The following is a 14,312-nucleotide window of genomic DNA, read 5'->3' on the forward strand; positions in this document are numbered from 1 at the left end:
CACCCGCCCCCTGGCCCCCGCGGGCGTGCCCGCCGCCGACCACGTGGTCGCCCACACGCTGCTGAACTGCCTGCTGCGCGAGGTCTCGGGCCCCGAGCACCAGACCGCCGTCACGGACGGGCACCTGCTGCTGCGGCTGCCCCGCAGCGGCGCCCTGCTGCGCGTCCGGCTCCGCCGCGCCTCCCTCATCGGCGCCCACCGCTTCACCGGCCCCGTCACCGAACAGCGCGACGGGACCTGGACCGAGCTGCCCTGGCAGGACCTGGCCGGCCACATCCACCGCGAGCTGGAGCTGCGCACCGGCGTCCGCAACGACGAATTCCTCGGCCAGGTGGCCTCCAGCCACGCCGGAGTGGTCGCCGCCCTCGCGGCCCGGCGGCCCGGCGCGGACACCGGCACCCCCGACGGCCGCTACCTGGACTCCGAGCAGTCCCTGCTCTTCGGCCACCGCTTCCACCCCACCCCCAAGGCCCGCACCGGCGCCGCCGAGGACTGGGCCCGCTACGCGCCCGAGGCCCGGGCCCGCTTCGCCCTGCGCCACCTCGCGGTGCGCCGCGAGTTCATCCGCGAGGAGGCCGCCGTCCCCCGAGCGCTCGACGCGTTCGACCGGCAGGGGAGCGTGCCGGAGGGGTACGTCCTGCTGCCCGCCCACCCCTGGCAGTACGGCATGCTCCAGGACCACCCCGCGCTGCGTGCCGCCCTCGGCCGCGGTGACGTCCTCGACCTCGGGCCGCGCGGAGCGGACTTCGTGCCCACGGCCTCGGTGCGCACCCTCTACGACGGCCGGGACTTCCTGAAGTTCAGCCTGAACGTCCGCATCACCAACTGCCTGCGCAAGAACGCCGAGTACGAGCTGACGGGCGCCGTCGCCCTGACCCGGCTGCTGGAGCCGGTCGCCGCCGGCCTCGCCGCCCGCTTCCCCGGCACCGAGCTGCTGCGCGAACCCGGCTACCGCACCCTGGACCTGGGCAGCCGCGAGCTCGCCGAGGGCTTCGGCGTCATCGTCCGCGAGGGCCTCGGCGCACGGCTGGCACCCGGCCTGACCGCCCTGCTGGCCGCCGCCGTCGCCGACGAGTACCCCACCGGCACGGCCCAGGTCTCCACCCTGCTGGCGGGCACGGGCCCCGAGGCCGCCCTGGAGTGGTGGGACGCCTACCTGGACCTGCTCGTGCCCCCGGTGCTGGCCGCCTACTTCGACCACGGCGTCGTCCTGGAGCCGCACCTGCAGAACGTCGTCGTCGGCGTCGACGACACGGGCATGCCCCGGCAGGTCCTGCTGCGCGACCTGGAGGGCACCAAGCTGCTCCCCGAGCACCACGCGGCGGCCCTCGCCGCGCTCGGCGACGAGGTGGCCGGGCCCATGACGTACGACCGGGAGCGCGGCTGGGACCGCGTCGTGTACTGCCTGCTCGTCAACCACCTCGCCGAGATGCTCGCCGCCCTCGCCGACCGCCACCCCCACCTGGAGCCCGCCCTGTGGTCCGCCGTCCGCCGGGTCCTGGCCGACCGGGCCGCGGCCCACGGTAATCCGCCGCTGCTGCGGGCCCTGATCGCCGGGGTGCCGCTGCCGGCCAAGGCCAATCTGCTGACGCGCTGGGAGCGCAAGGCGGACCGGTTCGCCGGTTACGTCCGCATCGGCTCGCCCCTCGTGTCGGACGTCCTCGCCGCCGTTTCCTCGGCCGCCCCCACCGGATCCTGGAGCACCACGCTGTGATCACCCCCCGTGCCGCCGCCCACGCCGAACGCCTGCCGGCCGGCGAGCTGCCCGCCTACGTCCACGACCTGACCGCCCTCGACGAGCACGCCCGGGCGGTACGGGCCGCCCTGCCGCCGGAGACCGAGCTGTACTACGCGGCCAAGGCCAACCCGGCCCCCGGCATCCTCAAGGCCCTCGCCCCCCACGTCAGCGGGTTCGAGGTGTCCTCGGGCGGCGAACTGGCCCACGTCCGCGAGACCGTTCCGGGACTGCCGCTCGCCTTCGGCGGCCCCGGCAAGACCGAGGCCGAGCTGCGGCTCGCCCTCGATCTGGGAGTGGAGCGCTTCCACGTGGAGAGCGAGCAGGAACTGCGGCTGCTCGCCGCCCTCGCCGGGGAACGCCCCGACGGGCCGCCCGTGGACGTGCTGCTGCGCGTCAACCTGCCCGTCGGCCAGGGCGACCTGGGCGGCGCGGCCCTGGCCATGGGCGGCCGGCCCAGCCCGTTCGGCCTCGACCCGCACCGCGCCGGGGGCTGCGTACCGCTGATCGAGGGGCGGCTGCGGCTGCGCGGCGTCCACGCCCACCTGGCCAGCGGCCTGGACGCGACCGCCCAGCTGGCCGTCGCGGAACGGATCACCTCCTGGGCGCGGGAGTTCGGCGACCGGCACGGCCTCGGCTCGATGGAGGTCAACGTCGGCGGCGGCATGGCCGTCGACTACGCCCGGCCGCACACCCGCTTCGACTGGGCCGCCTACGGACAGGGGCTGGCCCAACTGGCCGCGCGCCACCCCGGCGTGACCCTGCGCGTCGAGCCGGGCCGGTCGATGACGGTGTACTCGGGCTGGTACGTGACCGACGTCCTGGACGTCAAGCACAGCCACGGCGAGGCCTTCGCGGTGCTGCGCGGGGGGACGCACCACATGCGCACCCCCGCCACCAAGGGCCACGACCACCCCTTCACCGTCCTGCCCGTCGAGGAGTGGTCCCGCCCCTGGCCCCGCCCGGCCGCCGTGGCCGAACCGGTCACCCTCACCGGCCAGCTCTGCACCCCCAAGGACACCCTGGCGGCCGGGATCCCGGTGGCGGAGCTGAGGGCGGGCGACCGTGTCGCCTTCGCCATGGCGGGCGCGTACGCGTGGAACATCTCGCACCACGACTTCCTGATGCACCCGAAGCCGACGTTCCACATGCTGGGCGCGCCCGAGGCGGGTTGAGCCCCGGCCCACCAACGTTTGGACGTCATAGTTGGTGGATACAACTACCCTCGGTATTCATGCGAAGGGAGCCCCTAAACCATGTGCGGCATCACCGGATGGATCTCCTACGACAACGACCTCACCACCCCCCACGCCTCCGCCACCCTCGACGCCATGACCCGGACCATGGCCTGCCGCGGCCCCGACGCCGGCGGCGTCTGGCTGGACACCCACGCCGCCCTGGGCCACCGGCGCCTCGCCGTCATCGACATCGAGGGCGGCAAGCAGCCCATGCTCGTCGCACACGACGGCCGTACGCGGCTCGCCCTCACCTACAGCGGCGAGGTCTACAACTACCGCGAATTACGCGCCCAGTTGGAGAGTCACGGCCACACCTTCCGCACCAGCAGCGACACCGAGGTCGTGCTCCACGCCTACCTCGAATGGGGCGAGGCCTTCACCGAACGCCTCAACGGCATGTACGCCTTCGCCCTGTGGGACTCCCGCACCGAGGAACTCCTCCTGGTCCGCGACCGCATGGGCATCAAGCCGCTCTACTACCACCCCACCCCCGACGGGGTGCTCTTCGGCTCCGAGCCCAAGGCCATCCTCGCCCACCCGTCCGTCCGGCCCGTCGTCGACGCCGAGGGCCTCGCCGAGATGCTGGCCTTCACCAAGACCCCCGGCCACGCCGGCTACCACGGCATGTACGAACTGCGCCCCGGCCACACCGCGCGCGTCCGCCGCGCGGGCCTGACCGTCCGCCGCTACTGGGGGCTCGAGGCCCAGGAGCACACCGACGACACCGCCACCACGGTCCGGCGCGTCCGTGAGCTGCTCGACGACATCGTCACCCGGCAGCTCATCGCCGACGTGCCGCTGTGCACCCTGCTCTCCGGCGGGCTCGACTCCTCCGCCATCACCGCCCTCGCGGCCAAGGGCCTGGCGGAGGCCGGGCACGGCCCGGTGCGCTCCTTCTCCGTGGACTTCGCCGGCCAGACCGAGAACTTCAAGGCCGACCTGCTGCGCCCCACCCCCGACGGCCCCTACGCCCACGCCCTCGCCGAGCACGTCCGCTCCGACCACAGCGACATCGTCCTCGACACGGCCGCCCTGATGAACCGCGCCAACCGCGACGCCATAGTCAGAGCCCGCGACCTGCCCACCGCCGGCTTCGGTGACGGGGACGTCTCGCTCTACCTCCTCTTCAAGGCCATCCGCGAGCAGTCCACGGTCGCGCTGTCCGGGGAGTCGGCGGACGAGGTCTTCGGCGGCTACCGCTGGTTCCACGACCCCGAGTGCGTCCAGGCCGACACCTTCCCCTGGCTCGCCGCGGGCGTCGCCGACACCTTCTCCGGGCCCGCCAGCGGCGGCCGGACCGCGCTCCTCGACAAGAGCCTCCTCACCAAGATCGACATGCCCGGCCATGAACGGCAGCGCTACCACGAGGCCCTCGCCGAAGTGCCCCGGCTGCCCGGCGAGAGCGGGCTCCAGCGCCGGATGCGCGAGATCAGCCACCTCCACCTCACCCGCTTCGTCCAGCTCCTCCTCGACCGCAAGGACCGGGCCAGCATGGCCGTCGGCCTGGAGGTGCGCGTCCCCTTCTGCGACCACCGCCTCGTCGAATACGTCTTCAACACCCCCTGGGCCATGAAGACCTTCGACGGCCGCGAGAAGTCCCTGCTGCGCGCCGCCACCCGCGACCTGCTGCCGGACGCCGTCGCCGACCGCGTCAAGAGCCCCTACCCCAGCACCCAGGACCCCCGCTACGCCGACGCCCTGCGCACCGCCCTCGGCCACCTCCTGGCCGACAAGGATGCGCCCGTACGCCCGCTGCTCGACGCCCCCGCCGTCGCCGAGGCACTGGACGAGCGCGCGGGCGAGTCGTTCCGGACCGCCACCGAAGTGGTCCTCAACCTCAACACCTGGCTGACCGAGTACGGCACCGAACTGCGCCTCTAGCGGGCCTGCGGCCACGGTGGGCCCGTCTGGCGCACAATGGACCCACCGTAGTCCTCACCAGGAGTCCCCATCGTGGCCTTGCAGATGACCGTCGACCAGGACGCCGCCGAGCCTCCGTACGAGCAGATCCGGGCCGGCATCGCCGAGCGCGCCCGCGCGGGGGAGCTCCCGGTCGGCTACAAGCTGCCGACCGTGCGCGGCTTCGCCGAGGAGCTGGGCCTGGCGGCGAACACCGTCGCCAAGGCGTACCGGGCGCTGGAGGCGGACGGGGTCATCGAGACCCGGGGGCGGAACGGCACGTTCATCGCCGCCCCCGGTGACACCGCCGCCCGTGAGGCCGCCGCGGCGGCGCTCGCCTTCGCCCAGCGCGCCCACCGGCTGGGGCTGGACCGCGACGCGGCGCTGGCTGCCGCGGGCGACGCGCTCCGGGCGGTGTACGGCGACTGACGGGGCCGCGGCCCGGGGCTGTGGGCCATCCGGCTGAATATGGCCCGCGAGCCCCCGGCCTTCTGTGGTTCGCCGGGACCATGAGGGACAACCGCAGCACGATACGTCCGGGAACAACGGACGGACCAGGCAAGGAGCGTCGTGAGAAGACTCGTGCGGGTGGTGACCCTCGCCGGGACCTGTGGTCTGGTGCTGTCCGGCACCGGAGCCGGCAGCGCGGAGGCGCAGACGCAGACCAATCCGGGCTCCCTGCTGGCTGCGGTGGCGGGTGCCGACGTCGGCACCCTCGCCGAGACGGTGTCCGGTGTGGTCTGCAACAACCGGCTGGCCGATTTCCACTACAAGTCGCCGGTGTCCCGGTCGCCGCACCCTTGCGTCAACGGTCCGGTCCAGAGCGGCAACAGCGAGAACAGCAACAACTTCATCAACCACGGAAACCCCGTGGACAGCGGGAACATCGAGACCGCCGCCGGCTCCACCAACAGCCTCAACGACGTCAAGGGGCCGCAGCTGAACAGCCCGCACGACATCTCCACGGCCCACCCGGTCATCTTCCCCTAGGTGGATCGGTCCGGGCCCCGTCGTCCGCCCCGCCCCGGAAATCGCCTCAGGCCCCGGTCTCCCGGGGCCTGAGGCGATTCGCGGGCGCTGTCGCCGCCGGCTCAGAGGTGGAGCTCACTCCCGCCGAGCTGCTGCTGGTGGTTGGAGCTGCCCGCCGAGGCGCCCGAACCGGAGGATCCGGAGTTCGTGGAACCGCTGTTGTCCACGGGGTTGCCGCTGTCGCTGGGATTCCCGGTGATCCGGACGTTCTGCGAGTTCTTGCTGTTGCCGCTGTTGATGGGGCCGTTGACACAGGCCCGGGCACGGCCCTGGCAGCTGAATCCGGCCTGGAAACGGACGAACGTGTCGCCGCCGGCGCTGAACGGTCCGTCGCCGCCCCAGGCCATGGCGGGCGAGGCCGCGCCCCCGACCAGAAGCAGGCCGGACAGGCCCGCGGTCGCCATCCTGATGGGACTGATGCTCTTCACTGTGTGGTCCTGACCCTCGGAGGTTGGTCGATCCCCCTTGCTACCGGGAGCGCCGGTGCGGGCCAAGCCTGAGGAGCGCGCGGTCACCCTCTCCGACCACCGCATTCACCGTGACTGCCTAGTCCACCATCGAGAACCAGGAGCCGACCAGGGCCACCACGATGATCACGGCGACCACCTGGAGCTGGGCGCCCTTGGACAGGGCGTTGTCCGGGCTGCTGCCGTGCTCCGCCGCGTACCGGGCCTTCTCCCGGAGCTCCCCGCGCCGCCCCAGGAAGCCCAGCGGGAAGCCTCCGATGGCCGCCGTGTACAGCGGCAGGGAGACCTCCGCGCTGTGGTGCTTGACCAGGGCGCTCACCGTCACGAGCAGGACCGCCGCGAACGGGGCGAGGGAGATCCGGATCCGGTACCGCCGGTTCGGCATGAGCGGAACGAAGAAGGCCAGGAACGCGAACGTCGCCGCGACGGCGATGGCCCACCAGGCGGTCAGGGGTATGACGGGAGGCTGGGGCATGACTCTTCCTTGACTCCGTGGGGCCCGGCGGGCCGGGCCCCACAGTTGTTCTCTTCGGTTCTCTTCGGTTCTCTTCAGTCGAAACGTTCCGCCGGGGGCCGGTCAGGCTACCAAGTGAACCAGCCGACGACCGGGGAGATCGCCTGCTGTACGGCGTGCACTCCGCGCTCCACCTTCGAGAGCTGGGTGATGCCCTTGATGACCGGGACACCGAACTTGATGGCATTGCTGGCGAGGTTGCCGACGCCGCCCAGTGCCATACCGGTGACGGCGCTGATCATGTTCGAGTTGCCGAAGCCGTCGGCGTACCAGGACAGCCCGGCGCTGATGCCGGCGGCGATCATCGACGTGGCCCCGAGTACGGGCGTGACGACGACGTCGGCGCCCGGGATGAAGGCCGAGATCGCGGCCGCCGTCCCGATGACCGTGCTCGCGCGGTTCAGCCACTTCGCTCCGCTGCGTGCCCAGCCCTTGCCGTCGTCGCCCTTGTCGCCGGCGTTCTTGCCGTCGCTGGTCGGGACGGTCGAGGAGCCGTGCTGGTCGTACTTGGGGTCGTTGGAGGGGTCGGTGCCCTTCTTCGCGTTCTCCCGGGCCTGCTCCGCCGCACGGGCGGCCTCGGCGGCAGCCTCCTGCCGGCGCTTCTCGATGACGACGCTCTGCGCCTCGGACGACGCCTTGGCGGCGGCGTCGCGGTCACGGCCGGCCTGGGTGGCCGACGCGGCGGCACTGGCCGCCGAAGCCTTGGCGCTGTCGGCCGAGTCCACGGCCGCGGCGGCGGAGTTCTCCGCCTGGCTGGCCGAGTAGTTGGCCTGGCGGCTGGCCTGGCGGGCCGTCGCGGCGGCGTTCTTGGCCTTCTCGGCGGACGCGGCAGCGGCGGCGGCCGAGGTGTCGGCCTCCTTGGCCTTGTCACGGGCCTTCTCGGCGTAGTCGTTGGCCTCGGCGGCCGACTTCTTCGCCTTCTCGGCCCAGTCGGCGGCCTCATTGGCTTTGTTCCGGGCGTTGGCGGCCACCTTGGACGCCGTGTAGGCGTTCTCGTTGGCGTCGGCTGCGGCGCTCGCGGCCTTGGCGATCAGGGCCTGGACGGACGCGACGTGGGTGGCGGTGTCCTGGTCCTTCTGGGCGGCCCGGTACTGGACGCGCGTGACGAAGTCGTGCTGCATCCAGGCGGAACCGGCCATCGCGACCTGCGCGGCGGCCTGCACGTTGGCGGCTCCGGTGTTCATGACGCGGAGCGTCTCGACCCGGTCGTCCTCCATCTGGGCCTGACGGTAGCCGCTGCTCAGGAAGGCGTACAGGGCCTTGACACCGCCGTCGCTCAGCGCGGCGCTGCCGGCGTCCTTGACGGCCTTGCCGGCGCCGTTCATGAGCTTGAGGGTCTGGAACCGGTAGTCCTCGATCTGGACGTCGTAGGCCCCCTTGACGAGGAACTTCTCCGCCGCGTCCGGGTCGTCGCTCTGGAGCGACTTGGCGGCCGCGTCGGCGAGAGCCGGGCCGCCGACCTTGGCGAGGGCGAACACCTTCTCCCGGTCGTCCTGGCGCTGGGCCTGCTTGAAGTCCGTCCTCGCCCAGGCGACGACGGCCTCATCGGTGCCGGACAGCGCGGACTCGGCCGCCGAGCGCGTCCAGGCCCCGGTGTTGTCCAGCAGGTTGACGGCGGCCTTGCGGCCGAGGTCGGCCGCGGACTTGGTGTCGATGCCGGAGGCGGCGGCCTTCGTCACGAGCTGCTTGGTGTCGTCGTCCATCTGGGCCGACTGGTTCTGCAGCTGCTTGATGAAGTCCGTGCCGTCCTTGTCGGCCTTCGCGGCCGTCTTGGCCTCTTCGATGCCGAGCTGGGTGTTCGCGTCGAGCTCCGCCTTCTCGCTCTCGCGGGCGAGCTTCTCGACCTTCTGGGCCTGCTCGACCGCGCCGGACGCCGCCTTGGCGGCATCGATGGCGTTGTTGGCGTGCTCGGTCGCCTTGTTGGCCCAGTCCTGCGCCTGGCCGGCTTCGTCGGCCGCCTTGTCGGCAGCGGCGGCGGCCTTCTCCGCGTGGTCGGCGGCGTCATTGGCGGCCTGGTGCGCGTCACGCGCGGCGGCGGCGGCCTGCGAGGCGAGCGACTGAGCGCGGCCGGCGGCCGCGGTGGCCGTGTCGGCCGCGCTCTGGGCGACGTTGGCGGCCTCGCGCGCCCGGCGGGCCTGCGCCTGCGCCACACCGGCGGAGGCGGCGGCGTCCGCGGAGGCGGCGGCAGCGGCGGCGGAGTTCTGCGCGGCACGCGCGGCGGCGGCACCGGCGCTGCCCGCGGCGGCGCCGGCGTCGGCCGCGTGGACGGCGGCCTGGGCGGCGGTACGCGCCCCCTTGGCAGCGTCGCGGGCGGCCTCGGCGGCCCGGCGGGCGTTCCCCGCCTCGGCGGCGTTGCCGGCGGCAGCGGCGGCGGCGTTGTAGGCGCGCGAGGCGGCCTGGCCGGCGGCGGCCGCGGCGGAGGCGGCGGCCTGGGCGGCGCTGGCGGCCGTACGGGCGGCGGAGACGGCGGTGTTGGACGCCTGGATGGCGGTCCGGGCCGCGGCGGCGGCGCCCTCGGCGGCCTGGGCGGCGCGGTTGGCGGCGTTCCCGGCGTCCTCGAGGCTGTCCTTGGCGGCGGCGGCCTCCTTGGCGGCCTTGAGCGCGGCCTCCTTGGCCTTCGCCGCGGCCTCCTCGGCACGGGCGCCGGCCTCCTTGGCCGCGTCGGTCTCGGCCTTGGCCCGCTTGCCGGCCTGCTCGGCCACCTGGGCCAGCGCGCCGACCGTCGCGCTCTCCTGGTCCCGGCTGCGGGCCAGGTACTGCCCGCGCTCCAGGAACTCCCGGCGGTCATCTGCCGTGCCCTGCATGGCCCGGTCGCCGAGCTTCTTCACCTCGGGGCCGCCGGCCTGCATGATCTTCAGGACCTGGACCCGGTCGTCCTCCTCCTGGGCCGTGACGCGGCCCTTGGTGAGGAAGGCGTCCAGGGCCTCGGCGGAACCGCTGTCGAGGGCCTTCTGGCCCGCGTCGCGCACGGCCTTCTCGCCGTTGTTCATCGCCGACAGCACGGCGACGCGGCGGTCGTCGTCCAGCGGGTTCTTGTAGCCGTTCCTGACGAACTCGTGGATGTCCGCGTCGGTCCCGCTCAGCGCCTTGGACGCGGCGTCGCGCACGCCCTTGCCGGAGGAGCTGAGCATCTTCAGGACGGCGAACCGCTCGTCCTCGGCCGTCGCCCGGTCGAGCCCCTTCTGCAGGAAGGAGCGCAGGTCCGTCTCCGAACCGAGCAGTGCCTTCGTCGCGGCGTCCTTGGTGGCCAGGCCCCCCAGCCGGTACGCGTCGACCGCCTGCGCCCGCGCGTCCGCCGGAAGCGCGGGGCCGTCCGGCCGGTCCGGGACGGCCTGGGCCACGGTGGTGCCGAGCACCGTCGCGGCGAGCGTCAGGGAGGTGAGGGCGAGAAGTCTCTTCGGTCTCTTGCTGGTCATATCCCCTCAAAAATCCGCCGGGTTTTACTAACAACCCGTCATGAAGCGGCAGATGCCGCCACATCGGCGTGATCGTAGGGGCGGAATCGAAATTCCGGATCTTGCCGGGAGGGGGTCGGAGGGGGTGCGGACACGCCGGGGAACGGGTGTCCCAAGGGCCGTCGGACCACAGGTGCGCCCCGCACCCGCGTGTGATCTTTTATGTTTTATTTACGGGAGTTCGGGGTCGGCTGGAGAAACCGGCTAGAGATACAGCCCCGCATCCGCCGTCCCGTCCGGCTGCGCCGGCACCGACGCCGGGACCGTGCCCCGCCGCAGCGCGAAGAGCTCCGCGAGCGTGGCGCCCTGCCGGCCCACGCCCTCCTCGCGGCCCAGCCACCGGACGGACTCCGCCCGCGTCAGCGGGCCCACCTCGATCCGGGCCAGACAACGGCCCGGCCGCACCACCGCCGGGTGCAGCCGCTCCAGGTCCTCGTTGGTGGTGACGCCCACCAGGACGTTCCGGCCCTGGCCCAGCAGACCGTCCGTCAGATTCAGCAGCCTCGACAGCGCCTGGCCCGCCGCGTGCCGGGCCTCGCCGCGAATGAGCTCGTCGCAGTCCTCCAGGAGCAGCAGCCGCCAGCGGCTCCCCTCCGGGCCGTCGTCCTCGCCGATGGCGATGTCCATCAGATAACCCACGTCGTTGAGCAGCCGCTCCGGGTCCAGGACGCAGTCCACCTGGCACCAGTCCCGCCACGAACGGGCCAGCGTGCGCAGCGCGGACGTCTTGCCCGTGCCCGGCGGACCGTGCAGCAGGAGGAGACGGCCCGCGATGTCGTCCGGGGTCACCTTCATCAGGCGGTCCATCGCGTCGGCCACCGGCGCGGTGTAGTTGGCGCGCACCTCCTCCCACGTGCCGGCCGAGATCGACCGGGTCGTACGGTGCGGGCCGCGCCGGGGGGAGAGGTACCAGAAGCCCATGGTGACGTGGTCGGGCGTGGGCTCGGGATCGTCCTCGGCGCCCTCCACCGCCTGCCGCAGCACCTCCTGGGCCAGTTCGTCGCTGACGGCCGTTACCGTCACATCGGCGGTCCGCTGCCAGCGCGACACCAGCAGCGACCAGCCGTCGCCCTCGGCGAGGAGCGCGCCGCGGTCGTCGTCCCGCGCGGAGCGCACCACCCGGGCCCCGGGCGGCAGCAGCGTCGCCCCGGACCGGATCCGCTCCACCGAGTGGCCGCGCGCGTAGGGCTGTTCGCCCCGGCCGAACGGGCCGAGGAAGAGGGCGTCCATCACGTCGGCCGGGGAGTCGCTGTCGACATGGATCCCGATGGCCGGGGAATCGGCTGGAGGAAGGGGGCGCTCGGCACTGCGGTCGGCACACATGCGCCCCATGATCCGGCACGGATCACCCCGGCGCACCCGGGTTTTCGCCGGTTCCGCCCCCGCCTGCGCCGAACGCGCCGCAGACCGATTCCGCCCCCGTTACCCTTTCCGTGATGGGACGTCATGGTGGAGGTCGGACGTTGCAGCGGGCGAGGCGGTGGCGGTCCGGCGGGCCGTCGCGACGGCGGCGGATCGCCGCACTGCTCGCGGGCGCGCTCCTTGCCCTGGCCGCCCTGGTCACCGCGAGCATCGAGGCATGGCGGTCCGGGGACCGCCCCCCGGCGGCGCCCGCCGGCTCCGCGGCCTGGGTGGGCTGGGGCTTCACCCACACCCAGTACAGCGCCGACCTCGGACAGGACGCCGCGGAGGCGACGGCCGGGAAGACCCTCGCCCGCGTCCCCCTGCCGCAGAACCAGCACATCATGGGCTGGGGCGTCGACAACCCCGAACCCAGACCGGGGAAGTACAACTTCGCCGACCTCGACCGGCGCGTCGCGCTCATGCGGAAGACGGGCACCACGCCCGTGCTCACCCTGTGCTGCGCCCCCGACTGGATGAAGGGCGGCGGCGACCGCACCGACTGGTCCCAGAAGTCCCTGGAGAAGGCCCCCGACCGCGCCCACTACAAGGACTTCGCCGCGCTCGCCGGAAGGATCGCCCAACGCTACCCGGACGTACGCCACTTCATCGTCTGGAACGAGTTCAAGGGCTTCTACGACGAATCCAGGAACCGCTGGGACTACGAGGGGTACACCGAGCTCTACAACCTCGTCTACAAGGCGGTGAAGAAACAGAACAGCAAGGCCCTCGTGGGCGGGCCGTACGTGGTCATGGACAGCGAGGCCCCCGGCACCGGTTCCTACGCCTCGAGGGTGAGCGGCGACTGGGGGGCGGTGGACCAGCGGGCCGTCGACGCCCTGGAGTACTGGACCGAGCACAAGGAGGGGGCGGACTTCGTCGTCGTCGACGGCGCCAGCTACACCCGCACGGGCAGCAGGCCCGTACCCGACGAGTTCCGGGCCACGCGGAAGTTCACCGACGTCACCGAATGGGTGCGGAAGACCACCGGGCTGCCGGTGTGGTGGGCCGAGTGGTACGTCGAGCCCGCCGACGAGCACGACGGCCGCAAGACCTGGACCGAGCCCCACCGCGTCGCCGTCCAGGCCACCGCGATGATGCGGATAGCCGAGGCGAACGCGGCCGGGGCCTTCTACTGGAACCCCGAGGAGGAGGGCGCCGACTGCCCCGGCTGCCTGTGGCGCAGCACCCAACTCCCGGACGGCGGCGGGCCGCTGCCCATGCTGGACCTGCTGACCCGCTTCGCCAAGGAGTTCCCGCCCGGCACGGGACTGCGCCGCATCGACGTCGGCGGCGCCGACGCCCCGGCCGTCCAGGTGATCGGCGCGGGCACGACCGTACTCGCCGTCAATACCCTCGACCGGAAGATCACTGCCCGGGTCGACGGCCAGAGCGTCGACTTCGCCCCGTACGAAGTCCGCTGGCTCTGACCCGTTGCCCCGCACCGCGCGGGGCGGCAACACTGAAGCGGCGTCAACCGAAACGAAAGGGAGACCTCATGCCTGAAAACACGGCTCAGGCGCTGGTCATCGTCGACGCGGAGGGCAACTACTACGTGCTGCCCAGGGAGGTCGTCGAGACCGCCAGGGCGGCCCCCGAGGCCAGGGAGACCATCCGCGAGCACCTGAGGGACACCGCCCACGTCCCCCTCGCCGACGGCTACTCCTTCGCCGGGGTGCTGCGCCTCGCCCCCGGGGACGAGATGGCCCACTACACCCCCGAGGCCTCCTGGCCGGTCGCCACCACCACCTCGTGATGGCCGGCGTCCCCCGGTGCGACGACACCTGGATCGCCGCCCGATTACCCGGCCCCGCCGAACGGCGGGCCTTCACCGCGCGCGGCTGCCTGGCCGTCGAAGGACTCTGGGACGACCGGTGCGCCGCCGCGCTGGCGCACGAGGCAGGGCGGCTGCTGCCCCGCGGCCGCCGTGCGGGCCCCGACGGGCCGGACCGGCCCAGCCGGCAGGCGGTCGCCGCCGAAGCCCCGCTGCTGGCCCGGCTCCACCGCGCCCTCGTCCCCCTGGCGCGGGCGCTCGCCGGACGCCTCCTCGTGCCCACGTGCGCCTGGTACAACTACTACGAACAGCACGACGGCATCTGGCTCCACATCGACATCGACGCCTCGGAACTCGCCCTCCTCACCACGGTGCTGGGCGAGGTCGGCCCCCTCCACCTCCACCCCGCGCTGCGCGGACGCACCCAGGACCAGCTCGACGCCCTCCAGCGCGACCCGGACTGGGACCGCGAGAGCGGTACCGCCGTCCGCTACCCCCGCCGCGGGGTACTGGCCCAGCTGGGCCGGGCCGTGCCGCACCACCGGCCCGGGCGGCCCCTGGCCCGGCCGGGAGCGGTCGCCGCCCTCCACTACCGCTCACCGTTCTAGCCCCCGCGTTCCCGTCCCCGCGTTCCCGTCCCCGCGTTCCAGCCCCTGCCCCACGGCACAGACAGCCACGGCACAGCCGGCGGCTCCCGCACGGAAGAGGCACTCGTGACGCACGCCCCGGTCCTTCCGCAGCCCGCCCCCGTCACCCCCGCCGCGCGACGGTCCTTCGCCGGTCACGGCCACGTCCACCTC

General features: G+C 73.2%; 12 protein-coding genes. 8 read left to right on the forward strand and 4 right to left on the reverse strand.

The window, feature by feature from the left end:
* Positions 1 to 10: 10 nt before the first annotated feature.
* The 5 genes from K6I33_RS19555 to K6I33_RS19575 all read left to right on the forward strand — a co-directional run bounded on the left by K6I33_RS19555 (position 11) and on the right by K6I33_RS19575 (position 5,862).
* Complete coding sequence (locus K6I33_RS19555) at positions 11 to 1,714, forward strand: IucA/IucC family siderophore biosynthesis protein (RefSeq protein WP_229354207.1); 1,704 nt, start codon at positions 11 to 13, stop codon at positions 1,712 to 1,714.
* Positions 1,711 to 2,910: a type III PLP-dependent enzyme gene (locus tag K6I33_RS19560; RefSeq protein WP_229354180.1), complete on the forward strand. Its 1,200-nt coding sequence runs from the start codon at positions 1,711 to 1,713 to the stop codon at positions 2,908 to 2,910. The genes K6I33_RS19555 and K6I33_RS19560 overlap by 4 nt, the downstream gene beginning before the upstream one ends.
* Before the next feature lie 81 nt (positions 2,911 to 2,991).
* On the forward strand, positions 2,992 to 4,854 hold the full coding sequence (gene asnB / locus K6I33_RS19565) for an asparagine synthase (glutamine-hydrolyzing) (protein ID WP_229354182.1): 1,863 nt from the start codon (positions 2,992 to 2,994) through the stop codon (positions 4,852 to 4,854).
* A gap of 72 nt (positions 4,855 to 4,926) precedes the next feature.
* The gene (locus tag K6I33_RS19570; protein ID WP_229354191.1) at positions 4,927 to 5,301 is read left to right on the forward strand and encodes a GntR family transcriptional regulator; all 375 of its coding nucleotides are present in this window, start codon (positions 4,927 to 4,929) and stop codon (positions 5,299 to 5,301) included.
* 141 nt (positions 5,302 to 5,442) lie between these two features.
* Positions 5,443 to 5,862: a hypothetical protein gene (locus K6I33_RS19575; protein WP_229354192.1), complete on the forward strand. Its 420-nt coding sequence runs from the start codon at positions 5,443 to 5,445 to the stop codon at positions 5,860 to 5,862.
* A gap of 101 nt (positions 5,863 to 5,963) precedes the next feature.
* Here K6I33_RS19575 and K6I33_RS19580 read toward each other — a convergent pair whose 3' ends face one another.
* The 4 genes from K6I33_RS19580 to K6I33_RS19595 all read right to left on the reverse strand — a co-directional run bounded on the left by K6I33_RS19580 (position 5,964) and on the right by K6I33_RS19595 (position 11,660).
* A complete protein-coding gene (locus K6I33_RS19580; protein ID WP_229354194.1) occupies positions 5,964 to 6,329 on the reverse strand; it encodes a hypothetical protein in 366 nt (121 codons plus the stop codon).
* Positions 6,330 to 6,447: 118 nt separating this feature from the next.
* Positions 6,448 to 6,843 carry a hypothetical protein gene (locus K6I33_RS19585; protein WP_229354196.1) on the reverse strand — a complete coding sequence of 132 codons (396 nt, stop codon included), beginning with the start codon at positions 6,841 to 6,843 and terminating at the stop codon, positions 6,448 to 6,450.
* 107 nt (positions 6,844 to 6,950) lie between these two features.
* Entirely contained in the window at positions 6,951 to 10,298 is a 3,348-nt protein-coding gene (locus K6I33_RS19590; protein WP_229354197.1) for an ALF repeat-containing protein, read from the reverse strand.
* Between the two features lie 243 nt (positions 10,299 to 10,541).
* Entirely contained in the window at positions 10,542 to 11,660 is a 1,119-nt protein-coding gene (locus K6I33_RS19595) for a DUF5925 domain-containing protein (RefSeq protein WP_229354199.1), read from the reverse strand.
* Between the two features lie 113 nt (positions 11,661 to 11,773).
* Between K6I33_RS19595 and K6I33_RS19600 the strand changes: the two genes are divergently transcribed.
* The 3 genes from K6I33_RS19600 to K6I33_RS19610 all read left to right on the forward strand — a co-directional run bounded on the left by K6I33_RS19600 (position 11,774) and on the right by K6I33_RS19610 (position 14,120).
* Positions 11,774 to 13,168 (forward strand): xylan 1,4-beta-xylosidase, encoded by a 1,395-nt coding sequence (locus K6I33_RS19600; RefSeq protein WP_374285232.1) that lies wholly within the window; start codon positions 11,774 to 11,776, stop codon positions 13,166 to 13,168.
* Positions 13,169 to 13,236: 68 nt separating this feature from the next.
* Entirely contained in the window at positions 13,237 to 13,494 is a 258-nt protein-coding gene (locus tag K6I33_RS19605; protein WP_229354203.1) for a hypothetical protein, read from the forward strand.
* Positions 13,494 to 14,120: a hypothetical protein gene (locus K6I33_RS19610; RefSeq protein ID WP_229354205.1), complete on the forward strand. Its 627-nt coding sequence runs from the start codon at positions 13,494 to 13,496 to the stop codon at positions 14,118 to 14,120. Before K6I33_RS19605 ends, K6I33_RS19610 begins: the two co-directional genes overlap by 1 nt.
* Positions 14,121 to 14,312 lie beyond the last annotated feature (192 nt).

Origin of the sequence: Streptomyces sp. UNOB3_S3, assembly GCF_020740895.1 — a bacterium.
In the GTDB taxonomy this organism is placed as follows: Bacteria; Actinomycetota; Actinomycetes; order Streptomycetales; family Streptomycetaceae; genus Streptomyces.